This window comes from Promicromonospora kroppenstedtii, assembly GCF_044389675.1.
GTDB lineage: Bacteria > Actinomycetota > Actinomycetes > Actinomycetales > Cellulomonadaceae > Promicromonospora > Promicromonospora kroppenstedtii.
The window spans coordinates 328,398-348,361 of record NZ_JBIRYI010000004.1; the positions used below are offsets into that span (position 1 = coordinate 328,398).

General features: G+C 72.4%; 17 protein-coding genes. 7 read left to right on the top strand and 10 right to left on the bottom strand.

Going from position 1 to position 19,964, the window contains the following annotated elements; genetic code table 11:
• Positions 1-70: 70 nt before the first annotated feature.
• From ACH47X_RS08980 to ACH47X_RS08995, 4 genes are read right to left on the bottom strand one after another with little or no spacing between them, the layout of a single operon-like run.
• Entirely contained in the window at positions 71-1,258 is a 1,188-nt protein-coding gene (locus tag ACH47X_RS08980; protein ID WP_397403415.1) for a glycoside hydrolase family 1 protein, read from the bottom strand.
• Between the two features lie 42 nt (positions 1,259-1,300).
• On the bottom strand, positions 1,301-2,197 hold the full coding sequence (locus tag ACH47X_RS08985; RefSeq protein ID WP_397403417.1) for a carbohydrate ABC transporter permease: 897 nt from the start codon (positions 2,195-2,197) through the stop codon (positions 1,301-1,303).
• Entirely contained in the window at positions 2,197-3,087 is an 891-nt protein-coding gene (locus ACH47X_RS08990; protein ID WP_020014316.1) for a carbohydrate ABC transporter permease, read from the bottom strand. Before ACH47X_RS08990 ends, ACH47X_RS08985 begins: the two co-directional genes overlap by 1 nt.
• A 3-nt stretch (positions 3,088-3,090) precedes the next feature.
• Positions 3,091-4,368, bottom strand: a complete 1,278-nt coding sequence (locus ACH47X_RS08995) for an extracellular solute-binding protein (protein WP_245605694.1) — start codon at positions 4,366-4,368, stop codon at positions 3,091-3,093.
• A gap of 214 nt (positions 4,369-4,582) precedes the next feature.
• Here ACH47X_RS08995 and ACH47X_RS09000 point away from each other — a divergent pair, with 214 nt between their 5' ends.
• Positions 4,583-5,590 carry a LacI family DNA-binding transcriptional regulator gene (locus ACH47X_RS09000; RefSeq protein ID WP_397403420.1) on the top strand — a complete coding sequence of 336 codons (1,008 nt, stop codon included), beginning with the start codon at positions 4,583-4,585 and terminating at the stop codon, positions 5,588-5,590.
• A 28-nt stretch (positions 5,591-5,618) separates the two neighbouring features.
• Here ACH47X_RS09000 and ACH47X_RS09005 read toward each other — a convergent pair whose 3' ends face one another.
• Complete coding sequence (locus tag ACH47X_RS09005) at positions 5,619-6,383, bottom strand: lysophospholipid acyltransferase family protein (protein ID WP_121383843.1); 765 nt, start codon at positions 6,381-6,383, stop codon at positions 5,619-5,621.
• 55 nt (positions 6,384-6,438) lie between these two features.
• Here ACH47X_RS09005 and ACH47X_RS09010 point away from each other — a divergent pair, with 55 nt between their 5' ends.
• The gene (locus tag ACH47X_RS09010) at positions 6,439-7,149 is read left to right on the top strand and encodes a hypothetical protein (protein ID WP_397403422.1); all 711 of its coding nucleotides are present in this window, start codon (positions 6,439-6,441) and stop codon (positions 7,147-7,149) included.
• A gap of 71 nt (positions 7,150-7,220) precedes the next feature.
• Here ACH47X_RS09010 and ACH47X_RS09015 read toward each other — a convergent pair whose 3' ends face one another.
• Entirely contained in the window at positions 7,221-8,165 is a 945-nt protein-coding gene (locus ACH47X_RS09015) for an ROK family glucokinase (protein ID WP_397403424.1), read from the bottom strand.
• Positions 8,166-8,330: 165 nt separating this feature from the next.
• On the opposite strand from ACH47X_RS09015, the gene ACH47X_RS09020 reads away from it, so the two are divergent.
• On the top strand, positions 8,331-10,163 hold the full coding sequence (locus tag ACH47X_RS09020) for an AMP-dependent synthetase/ligase (protein ID WP_397403426.1): 1,833 nt from the start codon (positions 8,331-8,333) through the stop codon (positions 10,161-10,163).
• 98 nt (positions 10,164-10,261) lie between these two features.
• On the opposite strand, the gene ACH47X_RS09025 is transcribed toward ACH47X_RS09020, so the two are convergent.
• On the bottom strand, positions 10,262-10,807 hold the full coding sequence (locus tag ACH47X_RS09025; protein WP_397403428.1) for a GNAT family N-acetyltransferase: 546 nt from the start codon (positions 10,805-10,807) through the stop codon (positions 10,262-10,264).
• Between the two features lie 248 nt (positions 10,808-11,055).
• On the opposite strand from ACH47X_RS09025, the gene ACH47X_RS09030 reads away from it, so the two are divergent.
• Together ACH47X_RS09030 and ACH47X_RS09035 are read left to right on the top strand one after the other, a co-directional pair.
• Positions 11,056-12,282, top strand: a complete 1,227-nt coding sequence (locus ACH47X_RS09030; RefSeq protein ID WP_026365499.1) for a pyrophosphate--fructose-6-phosphate 1-phosphotransferase — start codon at positions 11,056-11,058, stop codon at positions 12,280-12,282.
• A 64-nt stretch (positions 12,283-12,346) separates the two neighbouring features.
• Entirely contained in the window at positions 12,347-13,741 is a 1,395-nt protein-coding gene (locus ACH47X_RS09035; RefSeq protein ID WP_397403430.1) for a class II 3-deoxy-7-phosphoheptulonate synthase, read from the top strand.
• A 61-nt stretch (positions 13,742-13,802) separates the two neighbouring features.
• On the opposite strand, the gene ACH47X_RS09040 is transcribed toward ACH47X_RS09035, so the two are convergent.
• Positions 13,803-14,168: an Rv2175c family DNA-binding protein gene (locus ACH47X_RS09040; RefSeq protein ID WP_397403432.1), complete on the bottom strand. Its 366-nt coding sequence runs from the start codon at positions 14,166-14,168 to the stop codon at positions 13,803-13,805.
• Positions 14,169-14,286: 118 nt separating this feature from the next.
• Here ACH47X_RS09040 and pknB point away from each other — a divergent pair, with 118 nt between their 5' ends.
• Entirely contained in the window at positions 14,287-16,185 is a 1,899-nt protein-coding gene (pknB, locus tag ACH47X_RS09045; protein ID WP_397403434.1) for a Stk1 family PASTA domain-containing Ser/Thr kinase, read from the top strand.
• A 42-nt stretch (positions 16,186-16,227) separates the two neighbouring features.
• Here pknB and ACH47X_RS09050 read toward each other — a convergent pair whose 3' ends face one another.
• Both ACH47X_RS09050 and ACH47X_RS09055 read right to left on the bottom strand, forming a co-directional pair.
• The gene (locus ACH47X_RS09050) at positions 16,228-17,376 is read right to left on the bottom strand and encodes a polyprenyl synthetase family protein (protein WP_397403436.1); all 1,149 of its coding nucleotides are present in this window, start codon (positions 17,374-17,376) and stop codon (positions 16,228-16,230) included.
• Between the two features lie 9 nt (positions 17,377-17,385).
• Positions 17,386-17,967: a hypothetical protein gene (locus ACH47X_RS09055; protein WP_397403438.1), complete on the bottom strand. Its 582-nt coding sequence runs from the start codon at positions 17,965-17,967 to the stop codon at positions 17,386-17,388.
• 474 nt (positions 17,968-18,441) lie between these two features.
• On the opposite strand from ACH47X_RS09055, the gene ACH47X_RS09060 reads away from it, so the two are divergent.
• Entirely contained in the window at positions 18,442-19,908 is a 1,467-nt protein-coding gene (locus tag ACH47X_RS09060; protein WP_397403440.1) for a DUF4192 family protein, read from the top strand.
• Positions 19,909-19,964 lie beyond the last annotated feature (56 nt).

Sequence of the window (19,964 nt, forward strand, 5' to 3'; positions counted from 1 at the left end):
AGGGCAGTGGTTGACTGGGCAGTGGTGGTGACCGGACAGCGGTGGTGACCGGGCAGTGGTGCGTGACGCGTCAGCGGGCCAGCGAGCCCGTGCGCGCGACCTGGCCGAGCCACGCGAGGCTCGGCTTGGGCGTGCGCACGAAGGTGGTCCGGTCCACGGCGATCAGGCCGAAGGTGGGCCGGAACCCGCTCATCCACTCGTAGTTGTCCAGCAGCGACCAGTGCAGGTAGCCGTCCACCTGGCAGCCGGCGGCCATCGCGCCGGCCATGCCCTCCAGCGCCCCGGTGGTGTAGTCGATGCGGCGGGAGTCGTCGGCCGTGGCCATACCGTTCTCGGTGACGATCATCGGCACGCCGCCGGTGATCTTGTGCGTGTACTCCAGCGCCTCGCCGAGCGCCTGCGGGTAGTACTCCCAGCCGGTCAGCGTCTTCTCGACGTCGTCGCCGAACGGGACGGGCTCGCCGTCGGTCCCGATGATGGTGCGCAGGTAGCTCTGCACGCCCACGAAGTCGTCGCCGCGCGCGACCTCCAGGAAGAAGTCCTCGCGCGGGTAGGCGTAGGCGTCGCGGGCCTCCTCGGCGCCGGGAGCCGCCTGGAACACCTGGTTGGCGATGGTCCAGCCGGCCTTGACGTGCCCCAGGCCGTGCAGGATGTCGACGGCGCGCCGGTGGGCGGTGGCCTGGATCTCCGAGGCGGCCTGGTCCGGTGCGGCGAGCCCGGCGGCGTCCAGGTTGGTGCGGCGGCTCGCGCCGAGCATCATCGAGGTGATGTTGGGCTCGTTGATGGTCACCACGTGGCCGACGTCGCCCAGGATCTCCGTGGTGGTCTCGACGTACCGGCTGAACAGGTCGACGGCGTCCGGCGCGAACCAGCCGCCGCGCTCCGCGAACCAGCGGGGGAGCGTGAAGTGCAGCAGCGTGACCATCGGCGTCACGCCCGCCTCGAGGCAGGTGTCGATCATCCGCCGGTAGTGCGCCAGCTGCGCCCGTGAGATCTCGCCCTCGGCCGGCTCGATGCGCGCCCACTCGATCGAGAAGCGGTACGCGTTCAGGCCGGCGGCCGCCAGCAGGGCGATGTCCTCGCCGTAGCGGTGGTAGCTGTCGACGGCGTCGCCGGAGCTCTCCGCGCACAGCGACCCGGCGACGTGCTCCTTGGCCCACCAGTCGCTGTTGGTGTTGCCGCCCTCGATCTGGTGCGCGGCGGTCGAGGCGCCCCACAGGAACGTGGGTGCGGTGGGCAGCGTGATCTGTTCGGTCACGGAAGAACTCCTCGTTGGTACGACGGGCTGGGTGGTGCGGGACTACTTGAGCCCGGTGGTCGAGATGCCCTGCACGATGTGCCGCTGCAGGGCCAGGAAGACGATGAGGATCGGCAGCACGATGACGGTCGCGCCCGCCACCAGCAGGCCGTACTGCACGGTGTTCTGGCCGGTGGAGTACAGGGCCAGGGCCACGGGCAGCGTGTACTTGTCGGCCGACTGCACGGCGACCAGGGGCCACAGGAAGTTGTTCCAGGACCCGAGGAACGTCAGGATGCCGAGCGTCGCGAGCGCGGGTTTGGTCTGCGGCAGCACGACGGCGAAGAACGTGCGGAACTCGCCCGCGCCGTCGACGCGGGCGGCGTCGAGCAGCTCGTCCGGGATGTCGAGCATGAACTGGCGCATCAGGAACACGCCGAACGGCGCCGCCAGGAACGGCAGGATCAGCGCGGCATAGGTGTTGATCAGGTCCAGGTTGGCCACGAGCACGAACAGCGGCACGAAGGTGACCATGCCCGGGACCATGAGCGTGCCCATGATCAGCAGGAACAGCACGCGGCGGCCGGGGAAGTCGAGCTTGGCGAGGGCGTAGCCGACCATGGCGCTGAACAGCACGGACCCGACGGTGACGGCCAGCGCCACGACCACGGAGTTGGCGAAGAACCGCGGGAAGTCGAGCGTCGCGAACAGCTTCGTGTAGTTGTCCCACGTGGGCTGCTCGGGGAACAGCGTCGGTGGGAACTGCCGGATCTCACCCTCCGGCTTGACCGAGGAGACGATCATCCACACGAGCGGCCCGAACGAGGCCGCGAGGCCCAGCACGAGCACGACGTTGAGGAGGATCGCGCGCGGCGTGAAGCGGCGGGCGGCGGGCCGGCCCTCGGAGGGCTGGTCCCTGGTGGGGCGGGGGGTCCTGGAGCGCTCGGTGAGGACAGTCATCACTTCTCCGTCCTGAGCAGGCGGAACTGGAGGTAGGACAGGATCACGATGGCGACGAACAGCACGTAGCTCATCGCGGCGGAGAGGCCGTAGTTCCCGAACCCGAACTGGTTGAAGACCTCGTAGGCCACCGAGTTGGTGGCCCCGAGGGGCCCGCCCTGCGTCATGACGAACGGCTCCTCGAAGAACTGCAGGTAGCCGATGCCGGTGATCACGGCGCAGAACAGCAGGGTGGGCCGCAGCAGCGGCACCGTGATGGACCGGAACTGCCGCACGGCACCCGCGCCGTCGATGGCCGAGGCCTCGTACAGGTCGCGCGGGATGCCCTGCAGCCCCGCCAGCAGGATCACCATGGAGTACCCGACGTTGCGCCAGGTCGCCATCATGATCAGCGACGGCATGGCCCAGACCTCGTCGGTGAGCCAGCGCGGGCCGTCTATCCCGACCAGGCCGAGGGCCGAGTTCACGATCCCGAAGTCGGGCTGCAGGAGGAACCGCCACACGACCGCCACCGCGACGATCGACGTCACGACCGGGGCGTAGAAACCCACGCGGAACACGGACCGGAACCAGACCAGGCCCGAGTTCAGCAGGACCGCCAGCAGCAGTGCGATACCGAGCGTGAGCGGCATCGCGACGCCCACGAAGTAGAGCGTGTTGCCGGCAGCCTGCTGGAACTTCGGGTCGGCCAGCGCGGCCGCGAAGTTGTCGAACCCCACGAAGTTCACGGCCCAGGGCGTCCGCAGGTCCGCGCCGTGCATGTCGGTGAACGCCATGTACAGCGAGGACGCCACCGGGACCAGCATGAACACGGCGAACAGGATCGTGAAGGGCAGCGCGAAGCCCCAGGCGGCGAGGCCCGTGCGGCGGCGGCGTGCGGAGATGGCCACGGGTCAGTCCAGGCCCGTCCCGATCGAGGTGGCCGCTTCCTGCATCTTGGCGGCGGCTTCCTCCGGGGTCAGGTCGCCCGCGATGGTCTGCTCGATGATCAGGTCGAGCTCGTGCTCGATCTCCGACCACGTGGGGATCGCGGGGGTCGAGCGCGCGGTCTCCAGCACGCCCTGGTACATGGCCACGGCCTCGTCGTCGGCCAGCGCCGGGTCCTCCCACGAGGACTGGACAGCGGGCAGGTCGTTCGAGATGCCGAACCAGTCGACCTGGACGGCCGGGTCGGTGGCGAACTGCACGAACTTCCAGGCGGAGTCCGGGTTCGCGGCGTCCGCGAGGACGGCGAGGTTGGAGCCGCCGATGAACGACGCCGTCGTCTCGTCGGCGGGCAGCGGCACCACGCCGAACTTGTCGGCGAAGTCGTCGCCCGCGGTGGTCAGCAGGTTGGCGCGCTCCCACGGGCCGGAGACGAACGAGCCGAGCTTGCCGTCGACGAAGTTCTGCACCTTCTCCTCCTCGACGAGCACCGGCGGGGCGAGCCCGTCGCGCATGAACGAGGAGTAGTACTCCAGCGCCTTGACCTGGGCGTCGTTGTCGAGCGTGAACTCGCCGGCGTCGTCCAGGATCTCGCCGCCCGCCTGCCAGTAGAACGGGAAGTACATCAGCGCGGTCGAGTTGCCGCGGGTCTGCAGCGCGATGCCGTGCTCGGCGCCGGCGTCCTGCAGCCCGGCCGCGAAGTCGGTGAGGCCCGCCCAGTCCTCGGGCGCCTCGACGCCGGCCTCCTCGGCGAGGTCGGTGCGGTAGTACAGCACGCGCGACTCGACGTACCAGGGCACGCCGTAGGAGGTGCCGTCGACCTCGGTGGTCTCCCAGGCACCCGGGAAGAACGCCGAGGAGTCGATGTCCTCCGGCGTGGGCGCCAGGCCGTCCAGTCCCACGAACCCGCTCATCAGGGTGGTGCCGACCTGCATCACGTCGGGCACCTCGCCCGTGGCGATGGCCGTGTTGATCTTCTCGGTGGACGACTCCCACGGCACCGGCGTCACGTTCACCGTCACGTCGGGGTTGTCGGCCTCGAACTGCTCGGCGAGCTCGGGCAGCAGCTCACCCTCCGTGCCCATCGCCCAGACCTCGACGGTGCCCGTGGCGGGGCCGTCCGAGATGCTGCTGGCGCTGTCTGCCGTGGTGCCGGCCTCGTCGCTGCGGCCGCACCCGGTCAGGGCGAGGGCCAGCGTGAGGGTCGACGCCGTCGCCGCTGCGGCGAGGCGAGGTGTCCTGTTCACGATCACTCCCTTGTTGATCTGTTTCCGAAATTTCGAAGGCGGATCTCGGAAAGACCACGGGAGGTTAGACGGGGCTCCGTGCGGTGTCAACCAGCCTGGTGGTGCGACAGTAAGCCAGTTGCCCCGGTCTCCCAACGGTGCGGAGGCGGGCCCTGCGATGGACTACCATCCTGGTTTCGGAGACAGATTTCGGAAACCGTCCGACGGAGGACCCATGGCAACCGACCAGCCGCACATCCCGCTCGCCGTCGTGGCGGCCGAGGCGGGCGTCTCGGTCCCGACGGTGTCCAAGGTGCTCAACACTCGCCCGGACGTGGCCGGCAAGACACGGGCCCGGGTCACCGAGGCGCTGGAGCGGCACGGCTACGTGGTCCGCCCGCCGGCCGCCAAGCCCACGGGCATGATCGACGTGCGGATCGTCGACTTCGAGGGCACCTGGTCCGAGGCCGTGGTCCGCGGCGCCGTCGCGGGCGCCCGCCGGCTGGGGCTGGACGTCGTCCTCGCGGTGGAGCCCGACCCCGACGACTGCAGCTCCTGGGTACGGCACGCGCTGGAGCGCGGCACCGACGGACTGGTCAGCATCGTCGCGGTGCCCGACGCCGAGGCGCGGCGCGCCCTGGAGCAGACCGGCACGCCGCTCGTCGTCGTCGACCCGCGGCAGCGGCCGCCGGAGGGGATGCTCAGCGTCGGCGCCACCAACTTCCAGGGCGGGCTGGAGGCCACGGCGCACCTGCTGGCGCTCGGCCACACGCGCATCGCCACCATCACCGGCGCGCTGGAGCAGGACAACGCCATCGCGCGGCTCGCGGGCTACCGCGCCGCCATGATCCGCGCGGGCCTGACCACCGACGACGACCTGGTCCACGTGGGTGCCTACGGCGTCACCTCGGGGTACGAGGGCGCGCAGCGGCTGATGGGCCTGGACGACCCGCCCACCGCGATCTTCGCCAGCAGCGACGACACCGCGCTCGGGGCGCTGCGCGCACTGCGCGAGGAGGGCCTCGTCGTGCCCCGGGACGTCTCGCTCGTCGGCTTCGACGACCTGCCCATCGCGCCCTGGATCGACCCCGCGCTGACCACGGTGCGCCAGCCCCTGACCGAGATGGGCGCCACCGCCGTCGACCTCGTGCACCGTGCCCGCACGGCCAGCGGGCACACCCTGCGCACCGAGCTCGCCACGAGCCTCGTGGTGCGGGCCTCGACCGCGGCGCCGGCCCGCTAGGCAGCGGGCCGGCAGCGGGCCGCGCGAACTACCGTTGCGGGCGCCGCGGCTTCTCGACCTCCGGCAGGGGGAGGCCGCCGGGGCCCTCCTCGGCCGTGGGGATCGCGGGCTCACCGCGGGCCGCGCGTTCCTTGGCGCTGGCCGCGTACGCGTCCACGTACTCCTGGCCGGACAGCGACAGGATCGCGTACTCGATCTCGTCGGCCACGGCACGCAGCACGAACTTGTCGGTCTCCATGCCCTTGTACCGGCTGAAGTCCAGAGGCTCGCCGATCACGGCGCCGAGCGGCATGAACGCGGGCACGGTGCGGCCCACCGGCTGGGCGACGTCGGTGTCGACCATGGCGACGGGGATGACCGGCGCGCCCGACTCGAGCGCCATCCGCGCCACGCCCGTCTTCGCCTTGTACAGGCGGCCGTCGGGGCTGCGGGTGCCCTCGGGGTAGATGCCGAACAGGCTGCCCTCGCGCAGCACGCGCAGGCCGGTACGCAGCGCCGCCTCGCTGGCGGCACCCCCGGAACGGTCCACGGGGATGACGCCGATACCGGTCATGAACCAGGCCACGATCTTGCCCTTGAGGCCCTTGCCCGTGAAGTAGTCGGACTTGCCGAGGAACGTCACGCGGCGCTTGATCAGCAGCGGCAGGATGAACGAGTCGATCACCGCGAGGTGGTTGCTGGCCACGATGGCGGCGCCGCTGCGCGGCACGTTCCTGGCGCCGACGACCCACGGCTGGTACGCGAGGCGCAGCAGCGGGCCGACCAGCACGTTCCTCATCACCCAGTAGAACAAGATTCCTCCTCAAGACCCGCCCCCGCGGGCCCGTGTCCGACAATAGAGTGTGCCCATGGCCGCATCGAACACCGACGACCGCGACGACGACGTGCCCGGCGACACCCCACGCGAGCTGGGCGACGACGACGTGGCCTCGCGCTGGGCCGACATCGTCGCCACGCTCGGCGACATGGACGTATCCCGGGCCGACGGCGAGACCGGCGGCACGGAGAAGTCCGCCGCATCCTCTCAGACATCGCGGTCCGATGACGAGGGCAGCGACGACGACGGCGCGCGCGGTCCCGCTGGTGGTGACGGTGCCGGCGCCGACCGGGCGGGCGGACGTCAGGTCGGGGGCTGGAGCGACGGCGGCTGGGCGGCCGGCGACTGGACCACGAGCGGCACGGAGGCCGACGACGCAGCCGGTGCTGCAGGTGCCGAGCCGGGGCGGGCGCGTCCGGACCAGCCCTCGGGGCCGCGCGACTGGCCGCTGTCGCCGGAGGCCGAGGCACTGGAGGAGGCGGACTCGCACTTCACGCCGCCCGAGCCGCCCGCGCTGCTGTCCCGCGACCCGCTGCTGACGATGGCGTGGAGCTTCGTGGTGGGCATCCCCGTGCTCGCGGTGATCGGCATGATCGTCTCGGCGGCGGTACCCGCCGTCTCGATCCCGCCGCTGGCCGGGCAGATCGGGCTGGGCCTGTTCGTCGCCGGCCTCGGCGTGCTGATCTGGCGCATGCCGCACCAGCGCGACCCGGACGACGACGGCCCCGGCGCCGTCGTCTAGATGGTCCAGAAACGTCAGACGCTCAGATCACCCGGGTGATCTGAGCGTCTGACGTTTCTGGGAGAGAGATCTCAGCGGCGCGCGAGGTCCGCCGCGCCCACGATGCCCGCCTCGTTGCCGTGCATGGCGAGCTCGATCGCGGCCACGGGCCGGTGGCCCATGGCGGACAGCTGCGCCTCGAAGCCGCGGCGTACCGGACCGAGCAGCAGGTCACCGGCCGCGCCGACGCCGCCGCCGATCACGATCAGCTCCGGGTCCAGCAGCGCGGCGACGGACGCGGAGCCCTCGCCGATCCAGCGGCCGAGGGTCGCGAGCAGCTCGACCGACAGCTCGTCGCCCTCCTGGGCGGCCTCGGTCACCATCCTGCCGCGGATCTTCTCCGGGTCGCCCCCGGCGAGCTCCAGCAGGCGTCCGGCCTGGTCCACGCGCGCGACGGCGGCGTGCTGGGCGTCGCGCTCCAGGGCGCTGCCCGACGCGTACTGCTCCCAGCAGCCCTCGTGACCGCACCCGCAGTAGTGCCCCTCGGGCACGACCCGCATGTGCCCGACCTCGGCGGCCATGCCCCACTTGCCGCGCACCAGGTCGCGCTCGGAGATGACGGCGCCGCCCAGGCCGGTGCCGACCGTGAGCATCAGCATGTCGGTGGCGTCGCGGCCCGCGCCGAACCGGAACTCGGCCCAGCCCGCGGCGTTGGCGTCGTTCTCCACCACGATCGGCAGGTCGGCGTCCACCAGCTCGGCCACCTTCGCGGCCAGCGGATACTCCCGCCAGGCGATGTTGGGGGCGAAGTTCACGGACGTGCGGTCCGGGCTGACGAAGCCCGCGGCGGCCAGGCCGATCGCGCCGACCTCGTGCTCCTTGACGAGCTCGTTGCACGCGTCCGCGATGGCCCTGTCGATGTGCGCGACGTCGTCGGCGTCGGTCTCCCGGCGCACCTGGGCGAGGATCTGGCCCTCCTCGTCGACGACTCCCACAGCGATCTTGGTGCCGCCGATGTCGACCCCGATGGCGTGCATTCGTCCTCACGTTCTCTCGTTGCGCGACGGCCGCGTGGACCGTCGAAAAGGGGGCTGCACCGAGAAGGTGCGCACACCCAGGGTAGCGACCGCGCGGAGTGCAACACGCGGAGTCCGTTTCCCGGTATCTTTGCAGGCACGGTCAGTACTGCCACTGGAGTCAGAATGGACGAGATCTTCAGCCCGATCCTCATCGAGCTGCCCCCCACCTCCAACCTCAACGATGTTCTCGCTGAGCGGGTCGCCGCCGGTGCCGGCAAGCCGATGATGGAGGTTCCTGCGGGGAAGGGCGAGCCCTGGCGGGTCGTCACCGCCGGCGAGTTCGACGCCCAGGTCGTCGCCGTGGCGAAGGGCCTCGTTGCCCGCGGCATCGAACCGGGGGACCGCGTGGGCATCATGTGCCGCACGCGGTACGAGTGGGCCGTGCTGGACTTCGCGGCGTGGGCCGCGGGCGCCGTGCCGGTCCCGGTCTACGAGACGTCCTCGGCCGAGCAGGTCGAGTGGATCCTGTCCGACGCCGAGGTCAAGCTGGTCTTCGCGGAGACCACGGCCAACGCCGGCACCGTCGCCGAGGTGCGCGACGCCTGCCCGCTCGTGACCGACGTGCTCGTCATCGACGACGGTGCGCTCGACGCGGTCGCGGCCGAGGGCAAGGACGTGCCCGACGACGAGATCACCCGCCGCCGGGCGATCGCCGGCCTGGACGACCTGGCCACGATCATCTACACCTCGGGCACCACGGGTCGCCCGAAGGGCGCCGAGCTGACGCACCGCAACTTCGCGTCGCTCGCCGTGAACGCCGTCGAGGCCGTGCCGGAGGTGTTCGCCAAGGAGGGTGGACGCACCCTCCTGTTCATCCCGATGGCGCACGTTTTCGCCCGCTACATCCACGTGCTCGCCGTCGCGGGCGGCGTCGTCACCGGCCACTGGGGCAACACCACCACGCTGGTGGACGCCCTGGGCGAGTTCAAGCCGACCTTCATCCTCGCGGTGCCGCGGGTGTTCGAGAAGGTCTACAACACGGCGGAGCAGACGGCGGCGGCCGGCGGCAAGGCCAAGATCTTCCACTGGGCCACGGCGACGGGCATCGCCTGGTCGCGGGCGCTGGACACGCCGTCTGGCCCGGGGCTGGGCCTGCGGCTGCAGCACGCGGTCGCCAGCGCGCTGGTGTTCTCCAAGCTGCGCGCCAAGCTCGGCGGGCGCGCGGAGTTTGCGGTCTCCGGCGGCGGCCCGCTCGGTGAGCGCCTCGGGCACTTCTACCGCGGTCTGGGCCTGAAGGTGCTGGAGGGCTACGGCCTCACCGAGTCCACGGCCCCGACCAGCGTGAACCGGCCGACGGCGACCAAGATCGGCTCGGTCGGCCTGCAGCTCCCCGGCTGCGGCGTGAAGATCGCCGGGGACGGCGAGATCCTGCTCAAGGGCCACCACATCTTCCGGGCGTACCACAAGAACGAGGCCGCCACGGCGGAGGCCTTCACGGAGGACGGCTGGTTCCGCACCGGCGACCTGGGCGTGCTGGACGACGACGGGTTCCTGACGATCACCGGCCGCAAGAAGGAGATCATCGTCACCGCGGGCGGCAAGAACGTGGCGCCGTCGATGCTGGAGGACCGCATCCGCGCGCACGCGCTGGTCAGCCAGTGCGTCGTGGTGGGCGACGGCAAGCCGTTCATCGGGGCGCTCTTCACGCTCGACGCCGAGGGTCTGCCGGGCTGGCTCAAGATGCACGGCAAGCCCGCGATGTCCGTCGAGGAGGCCCGCAAGGACCCCGACGTCCTCGCGGCCCTGGACGGTGCCGTGCAGCGGGCGAACAAGGCGGTCTCGAAGGCCGAGTCGATCCGCAAGTACACCGTGCTCGCGGGCGACCTGACGATCGAGAACGGCTACCTCACGCCGAAGCAGAGCGTGAAGCGCGCGGTGTTCCTCAAGGACTTCGAGCAGGACGTCGAGCGCCTGTACGCGGACAAGAACAAGGAGAGCCTGCACCTGCTCAACTGAGCGGTGCGGCTCCAGGGGCGTGACTTCGGTCGGTTGCCTTGAGCTCGGTCCGACGACGGACCGAGCTCAAGACAACCGACCGAAGCCGTTGTGCGCCGCTACCTGGTCGTGAACGAGATCCAGGTGTCCGGCGGGACGTCCGGCCTGCCCGGGACCGCCCGGTGCTCCTCCGTCCAGGCCTCGCCGACGGCGTCCGTCGCCACCGTGCGCCAGAACCGCACCGCGGGTGCGTTGGCGTCCTGGAACGCGATCTCCCACGAGCCGGGGAAGCTCCGCAGCACCTGCGCGGCCAGGTCCCGGCCGATGCCGATCCGGCGCACCCCGCGGACCACGAAGAAGGAGCTCAGCACCCTGGTGGGCCCGTCCAGGCCCCGCACCAGCGCGAACCCGACGGGGGAGACGGGGCCGCCCGCGGGTTCCAGGTGCGCGACGACGCCGCGCCATCCTGGTTCGGTGAACGCCGCGTCCAGGCGCTCGCGCCGGAACTGGCCGCTCGGGTCGGGCAGGGCGCCCGAGCGCTCGGACATGTCGTGCCGGAACAGGAGCCAGAGCCGTTCGAGCACGGGTTGGTCGGCCGGCGTCGTCGGGCGGACGGTGAGCCGGGCGGGGGTCTCTGCTGGGGTCGTTCTCGCTGGGTTCGTCATAACAAAAAGCCTCTCGGGCATCATGGCACCGAGAGGTTCGTGGTCATTTTCGCACGCCGTCCGGGCACGCGTCGAGGCCTGGTCGTGCATCGGAACCGGGCCGCCGGCTCCGTCCGGCGACGTGCTCAGTCACCGGACGCGCCGAGCGGTGTCCCCGGCGCTCAGTAGGATGACGACGAAGGGTGCCGCGCGGGCTGGACGCCGGCGGCGGCGCCCCCGAGATCCCCCTGATGAGAGGTGCTCCTCCGATGGCTGTTCGTCGTGTGGCCCTGCTGACCGCCGGCGGCTTCGCGCCCTGCCTGTCGTCGTCGGTCGGCGGTCTGATCGAGCGTTACACCGAGCTCGACCCCGACATCGAGATCATTGCCTATCTGCACGGCTACCACGGCCTGCTGACGGGCAACAAGATCGAGATCGACGACGAGGCTCGTAAGCAGGCGCACGTCCTGCACAAGTTCGGCGGCTCGCCGATCGGCAACTCGCGCGTGAAGCTGACCAACGTGAAGGACGCCGTCAAGCGAGGCCTGGTCCAGGAGGGTCAGGACCCGCTGCACGTCGCCGCGGAGCAGCTCAAGGCCGACGGCGTGGACGTGCTGCACACCATCGGTGGCGACGACACGAACACGACCGCCGCCGACCTGGCCGCGTACCTGCACGAGAACGGCTACGAGCTCACCGTGGTGGGCCTGCCGAAGACGATCGACAACGACGTGGTGCCGATCAAGCAGTCGCTCGGCGCGTGGACCGCCGCCGAGGAGGGCGCGAAGTTCGCCGCCAACGTCATCGGCGAGAACCGCGTGGGCCCGCGCATGCTGATCGTGCACGAGGTCATGGGCCGCCACTGCGGCTGGCTGACCGCCGCCACTGCGCAGGCCTACCGCGGCTGGCTCGACGACCAGGAGTGGGCGCCGGCCCTCGGCCTGTCCCGCGAGCGCTGGGACGTGCACGCGGTGTTCCTGCCCGAGCTCGAGATCGACCTCGAGGGCGAGGCCAAGCGCCTGCGCGGCGTCATGGACGAGATCGGCAACGTCAACATCTTCCTCTCGGAGGGTGCGGGCATGCACGAGATCGTGGCCCAGCTCGAGGCGGCCGGCGAGACGGTCGAGCGCGACCCGTTCGGCCACGTCAAGCTCGACACGATCAACCCCGGCCAGTGGTTCGCCAAGCAGTTCGCGGAGAAGCTGGGCGCCGAGAAGGTCATGGTCCAGAAGTCGGGCTACTTCTCGCGTGCCGCGGCCGCCAACGCCGAGGACCTGCGCCTCATCAAGTCGATGACCGACTACGCGGTGGAGTGCGCCCTGCGCGGCGAGTCCGGCGTCATCGGCCACGACGAGGAGGACGGCGACCGCCTCAAGGCGATCGCGTTCCCGCGCATCGCCGGCGGCAAGGCGTTCGACGTCTCGCAGGAGTGGTTCGGGCAGATCCTCGCCGAGATCGGCCAGCCGCTCGTGCCGGCCGCTCCCGCGGAGCACTGAGCGCCGTGCGGGCACCACAGGCACCCCTGGCCTCCCTGGCCTCCCTGGCACCGGTGGCGGGCCGATGAGCACCGTCACCGATCCGGCAGGTCCGGCAGGTCCCGCTGGGCCTGCTGGGCCCGCCGGGGCCACCGGCCAGGCAGGGCTGGACCACTTCCGCACCCTGGAGGCGCGGCAGCAGCCCACGTGGCCGGACCCGGCCGCGCTGGCGGCGGCGACCGGCCGCCTGGCCCAGGCCGCACCCATCGTGGTGCCCGCACAGGCCGACACCCTGACCGAGCGGCTCGCCGCCGCCGGTCGGGGCGAGGCGTTCCTGCTCCAGGGCGGGGACTGCGCGGAGACGTTCGCCGAGGCGAACGCCGACCGCATCCGCAACAAGATCCGCACCATCCTGCAGATGGCGGTGGTGCTCACCCACGGCGCGAGCACGCCCGTCGTCAAGATGGGCCGCATGGCGGGGCAGTACGCCAAGCCGCGCTCCAGCGACACCGAGACGCGCGACGGGGAGACGTTGCCCGCCTACCGGGGCGACATGATCAACGGCTTCCCGTTCACACCCGAGGCCCGGATCCCCGATCCGGAGCGGCTGGAGCAGGCCTACCGGATCTCGTCGGCCACGGCGAACGTCGTGCGGGCCTTCACACAGGGCGGCTTCGCCGACCTGCGGCAGGTGCACGAGTGGAACCGCGGCTTCATGAGCAACCCGGCCTACGCGCGGTACGAGAAGACGGCCGACGAGATCGACCGTGCCATCCGGTTCATGCACGCGTGCGGCGCCGACTTCGACGCGCTGCGCTCCGTGGAGTTCTTCCTGAGCCACGAGGCGCTGGTGCTCGACTACGAGCGGGCGCTGACGCGCACGGACCAGCGAACGGGCAGGTCCTACGACACCAGCGCGCACTTCCTGTGGATCGGCGAGCGCACGCGCCAGCTCGACGGCGCCCACGTCGACTTCATGTCCCGGATCGCCAACCCGATCGGCGTGAAGCTCGGTCCGACGACGACGCCGCACGACGCCCTCGCACTGACCGAGCGGCTCAACCCCGAGAACGTGCCCGGGCGGCTCACCTTCATCACGCGCATGGGCGCGCGCAAGGTCCGCGACGTGCTGCCGTCCCTCGTCGAGGCCGTCACCTGGTCCGGCGCGAACGTCACCTGGGTGACCGACCCCATGCACGGCAACACGATCACGTCGGACAGCGGCTACAAGACCCGCCGGCTGACGGACGTGCTCGACGAGGTGGCCGGGTTCTTCGAGGTGCACAAGGCGCTGGGCACCGTCCCGGGCGGCCTGCACATGGAGCTCACGGGCGACGACGTCACCGAGGTGCTCGGCGGCAGCGAGGAGATCTCCGACGCCGGCCTCGCGCTGCGCTACGAGACGCTCGTGGACCCTCGCCTGAACCACCAGCAGTCGCTGGAGCTGGCCTTCCAGGTCGCGGAGATGCTGCGGCGGTAGCCGCGCCGGTGGGCCGGTGGGCCGGTGGGCCGGTGGGCCGGAGGACCGGCCCACCGGACGGTCAGAGCAGCGTCTGCGCCACGCGGCGCACGGCGGCGCGCTTGCCGTGGATGAGCGCGTCCACGGGGCGCTCGCCGAGCTCGTCGTTCGGCGTGAACAGCCACTCGAGGATCTCGGGCTCGGTGAACTGGGCGTCGGCCAGCACCATGATCGTGCCGCGCAGGGTGGGGATGACGCCGGGGCGGCCCTCGACGTCGGGCAGCACGAACAGGGCCGGGACCTGGAAGGTGGTGCGCTCCCCGCGCTTGATGCCGATCACGTGCCGGTCGCTGACCAGCCCGCGCGCCTTGCCCACCTCGATGTCGAGGGCCTCGGCGAGGTCGGGAAGGGTCAGCCAGTCGCCCACGAGGGTGTCGAGATCTGTCACGGCGCAAGCCTAGGCGACCGGGCGCGAGACCGTGACACGGCAACGATCCGGCAACGGCCCGCTGTCCGGTATGCGGGTTCCTGCCAGGGCGTGGGCGGTCACCCGTACACTCCCACCCGTGGCTCAGGTGACGGCAGACCCTCTCATCGGCCGCCTCGTCGACGGGCGGTACGAGATCGTCGCGCGCGTGGCGCGCGGCGGCATGGCCACGGTGTACCGCGCGCACGACACGCGCCTGAACCGTGAGATCGCCCTGAAGGTGATGCACCCCCACCTGGCGGAGGGGGAGCAGGCCGCGAGCTTCCGGCAGCGCTTCGAGCGCGAGGCGCGCTCCGCGGCCGGCCTGCAGCACCACGGCGTCGTCGCCGTCTACGACCAGGGCACCGACGGCGACATGCGCTACCTGACCATGGAGTACGTGCCGGGCACCAACCTGCGCCAGCTCATCCGCGACGGCGACCTCACGCTCCGCCGCTCGTTCGCCGTCCTCGACGTGGTGCTCTCGGCGCTCGCCGCCGCGCACGCCAAGGGGATCGTGCACCGCGACATCAAGCCGGAGAACGTGCTGCTGGAGGAGGGCACCGGCCGTCCCAAGGTGGCCGACTTCGGCCTCGCCCGCGCCATCTCCGAGGTGTCGAACACGACGACGGGCACCGTGCTGGGCACCGTGGCCTACCTCGCGCCCGAGACCATCGCCACGGGGCACGTCGACGCCCGTGCCGACGTGTACGCCGTGGGCATCCTCGCGTTCGAGCTGTTCACGGGCCGCCTCCCGCACGAGGGCGAGGGGCCCATCCAGGTCGCCTACGCGCACGTCAACACGGACGTGCCGCCCGTGAGCGCGTTCGCCGGCCACCTGGGCCGACCGCTGGACCTGCTGGTCCGGGCGATGACGGCGCGCGACCCCGACCGGCGCCCGCCCGACGCCGCCGTAGCGCTCGACCTGCTGCGCAGCACGTTCCGGCAGATCCCCAACGAGGTGCTGGACATCCCCGCGAAGGCGGCACCCCCGCCGTCGTCGGCCGCGGTAAAGGCCGCGCGCACCGCCGTGGTGGAGCGGCCGCCCGCCGGGCGCTGGACGGCCCAGCAACCGCCGCAGCCGCCGCAGCCGCCGGCGCAACCCGCGGGGCGGCCCCGGTTCGGCGGCAAGATCGCGCTGGCCGTGGCCCTGGTCGTGGTCCTGTTCGGCGCCTGGTGGTACACGGAGCAGGGTCCGGGCGCCTACGCGGTGGTCCCCAACGGGGTGGTGGGCGTCACCGAGGCACAGGCCGAGGAAGTGCTCACCGAGGCCGGGCTGACGCCCTCCAGCGTGGAGCAGCACGACTCGGACGTGCCCGAGGGCGAGGTGATCTCGGTGGCTCCGGACGAGGGCCGGCGCACGCTGCGCGACGAGCCCGTGCGCATGGTGGTCTCGCTGGGGCCTGAGCTGGCCGAGGTGCCGAGCGGGCTGGTGGGCATGACCGAGGAGGAGGCACGCGCCGCGCTGCGCGACGTCGGCCTCGTCGACGTCGAGGTCTCGCGCGAGTACTCCGCTGACGTGGTCCGCAACCAGGTGATCTGGGCCTCCGTCCGCGAGGGCGGCTCCGTCCCGACGGACGAGACCGTGCGGCTCACCGTCTCGGACGGCGCGCCGCCGGTCACCGTGCCCGATGTGACAGGCCTGTCGGCCGACGACGCCACGGACACGCTGACCGCGCAGGGATTCGACGTCGCGCGCGAGGACAAGTCCGACAAGAAGGTTGAGGCCGGTGCGGTCATCCGCACCAAGCCGGACGCCGGGAAGGGCGCCGAGCAGGGCAGCACCGTCACGATCGTGGTCAGCCGGGGCGAGGAGGGCACCGTGCCCGACGTCGTCGGGTTGTCGGTCGAGGACGCTCAGGCACTGCTCGAGGAGGCCGGCTACACGTCGGTGGTGCGCGGCTTCGGCGAGCTGTTCGGCGAGGGCGTCAAGGAGACCGAGCCCGCGGCGGGGAAGAAGCTGAAGAAGGGCGAAGAGGTCACCCTCTGGACGTGGTGACCGCACCGGACGCCGGCTGGGCCGGCGACCGGGCTGGTGGACTCAGGCCGCCCGGTCGACTGCCGCGTGGGCCAGGTCGGTGAGCAGGCCGCGTCCCGGCTCGGCGAGGTCCGCCAGGTCGAGCAGTGCGTGGCCGCGCACCGCGAGGTCGGTGATGAGCTGCTCGACGGCGTCCAGGGCGCCGGAAGCCACGATGACCTCGCGCACCCGCGCCACCTCCGCCTCGGTCAGGTCCGGGTTGCCCAGCGCGGACACCAGGACCGTCGCCTCGGGGCCCTCTGCGTCGGGCAGCAGCGCCAGGGTCCGGGCCACGACCACGGTCCGCTTGCCCTCGCGCAGGTCGTCGCCGGCAGGCTTGCCCGTGACGGCCGGGTCGCCGAAGACGCCGAGCACGTCGTCGCGGAGCTGGAACGCCTCGCCCAGGGGCAGGCCGGCCGCCTCGATGTCGGCCGCGGCCCGCGGACCGGCGCCGGCCAGCAGCGCGCCGAGCGCGAGCGGCGCGGCCACGGAGTAGCTTGCGGTCTTGGCGCGCAGCACGTCGCGGGCACGTTCCTCGTCAGCGGCGGGGTCCTGGCCCCACGGTTCGGCCTGGACCAGCACGTCGAGGTACTGGCCCACCACGACCTCGCTCTGCATCGCGTCGAAGCGGGCGCGGGTCGCGGCGGCGACGGGCGACGGCAGGGCTTCGAGCGCGGCCGACAGCTCCCGCTGGGCGGCCAGCAGCACGAGGTCGCCGATCAGGATCGCGGCGGAGTCGCCGAAGCGGGCCGGCTCGCCGGACCAGGCCGCGCCCACGTGCTTCGCGGCGAACGCCCGGTGTGCGGTGGGACGACCGCGGCGGGTGTCGGAGTTGTCCATCACGTCGTCGTGCAGCAGGGCCGCGGCCTGGAACAGCTCCAGCGCGGCGCCCACGCGGACGGTCGCGATCCGGGCGGGGTCGGCCGGGTCGGCGGAACCACCGTGCGCGCGGAACGACCAGTAGCAGAACGCGGACCGCAGGCGCTTGCCGCCCATCAGCAGCCCGGCGGCCTCCTCGACCATCGCCTCCGCGCTCGGGCTGATCGCACCGACCTCGGCCGTCAACCGGTCGAGGTGGGCGGTCACCGCTGCGTCGACGTCGGCGCGCAGGTGCTCGGCGTCGACAAGGGCTGCGGGGCTCAGGGCACTGGTACGGGCAGGTGAGACTGGCACGGGACCAGCCTATGGGGTGCGGACGGTGCCGCTGATCGAGCAGAGCCGCCGCTCGCCGTCGTCGAGCACGCCGACCACGAGCGACTCCTGCACCTCGCCGGACCTGGTCTTCGTGATCCGCACGAACGCGGTCTGCGCCGTGAGGCCGCTCGCGTCCGGCGCCGAGATCTGCTTGAAGCCCTGCCGGGTCAAGATCTTCCTCGCCTGCCCGACCACCTGGTCCGTGGAACGGCTCGACGACAGGTTCAGCGTGACCTGCGTCATCGGGACGCCCTTGGTCTTCGACCCCTTGGCCTCGGCCACGGGCTGGGCCGACGACGCCAGGAGCGTGGCGTCCTGGGGCACGGGGAACAGGTCGGGCGGGAAGCCCTGCGCGTAGGTGGCCACCGCGGACGAGGGGTCGAAGGTCGGCAGCTCGGTCGGCCCGCCCGTCGCGGCCGCGCTCGGCCCAGGGGTGCCCGTCGCGGTGCTGCCCGCGCCGGCCTGCTCGGTCGCAGCACCGGTCTCGTCCCCGCAGCCCGCGGTCGCGAACGCCAGCCCCACGGCGGCGGCGAGCGCGGCCGTCCGGCGGGCTGTGGCGAAGCGGGACACGCGCACACCGTAGCCGCACCGGGCGGGGCCGCGACAGCGTGCGGTGATGCGGGCGGATCGCACCGGGCCGGGACCTGCGTGGCTGACCCCCGCGAAGGGCCATCGGGCAGACCCCCCTGACGGACCCTCCCGACGGAACCGTGCGGTCGCGAGCGCGACCACAGGAAGCCTGTTGTCCACACGGCCCTCCTGGGCGCGCTCGCGGCGCGCCGGCGGGCTGGGATCGTCGACATGAACCCCGACGTCCCGAACTCCGACAACGGCCTACCTGGTGGTGGCCTCGCCGACAGCTTCTCCGACGGCCTTCCCGATGGCCTTCCCGACAGCCTCCCCGACAGCCTCGCCGACACTGATCCCTCGGACCGTGATCTATCGGCACGTGACTTCTCCGCCCGAGACGTCCCCGACCGAACGACACCCAGGGGCGGCGCCTCGCCGGGCACCGTCGTCCCGGACCGCGGACGCGTTCCGGCGGTGTCGAACGCCCGCGTGGTCCGGGTGGCCGGGCCGGAGGACCTCCTCGCGTACATCCCCTACCGGCTCGGCTTCGAGCCCGTCGAGTCCGTCGTGGTGGTGAGCCTGACGGGCCCACGGCAGCGTGTCGGGCTCGTGGCCCGGGTCGACCTGGCCGACCTCCGCCTGCGCCGGCCCGGCGACCCGGCCGGGCCCGACGGCGGCGCCACCGCCCGCTGGCTCACCGACCACCTGGTGGCCGACGGCGCGGACCGAGCCGTCGTGGTGCTGTACACGGCCTCCGACGCCACCGCGCCGAGCGGGGCCGCACGCCGGGCCGCGGACGTGCTCCGGGCCCGGATAGACCGGCGGCTGCCGGGCACCGAGGTGTGGCTCGTGGCGCCCACGGGCTTCCGTGCGCTCGACTGCCCGGACCCGCTCTGCTGCCCGGCCGAGGGCCGGCCGCTCGCCGTGCTCAAGGGCAGCCGTGTCGCCGCCCACATGGTGCTGGAGGGCCGCACCGTGGCCGGCACCCGCGAGGAGCGGTACACGTTGCGCCCCGCGCCGGACGCCGCCCGAACGCAGGCGCGCCGCGCGGCCGCGCGCTGGACCGACACCTACCGGCGCCTACGGCATCGCACCCGGTTCCCGGACGGCGGCGGCCCCCTCGACGTCGCGGTGCCGGACGCGCGGCCGGGCGGGCAGTCCGGGGCACAGCCGGCCTGGCAGCCGGCCTGGCAGACGGGCTGGCAGACGGGTCCGCGGCGTGGCGCGAGCGCCGCTCGCGAGGCCGCCCGGAGCGTCGCCCGGACCACCGCCCGGCGAGCCGCCCGCACCGGCGCCGCGTCGGTCGTGACGCGGGCCGAGCAGGCCCAGCGGGAGCTCGCCGACTGGGGCGCGCAGAGCCTCGGCCTGTGGCGCTCGGCGGTGCGCGCCGTGGCGGACGCGGAGCCGGGGCACACTGTGCCGCTGTCCCCGGTCGACCTCGGCAAGATCGGGGCGGCGCTCGCGGACATACCCGTCCGGGACGCGGTGCTGCTCAGCCTCGTGCCGGGCACCGAGCAGACGGCGCTGCGCACGGCGCGCCGCGAGGCGGACGGCGACACCGACCTGGCCACGGGAGCCGTCATGGCCCAGATCGTCGACCCGGAGCGGGGCATCCCGCCGGACCAGGACCGCACCCTGCCGGCCCGGAGGGTGCTGGAGGCGGTCGTCCGGCACGTGCCCCGCAACCGGCGGGCCCCGGCGTACCTGTTGCTGGCGCTCATCGCCTGGTGGCACGGCGACGGCGGCCTGGCGGTCGAGCGGGTGTCGGACGCGCTCGGAGTGGACCCCGACTATCGCCTGGCGCTCCTGCTCCGCAGCGCGGTCGTCGGGGGAGTGCCGCCAGGCTGGGTGCGGCGGGAGCGGACCCTGTTCCATGGCGGGGCCGGCACCGTGGCGGAACAGGGCACGTCGACGGAACCAGGCACAGTGGCGACGGGGTAGGCCTGCCGGCTGCGCTCATGGATGGACCACAGGGTGAACGCGTGACGTGAACGCGT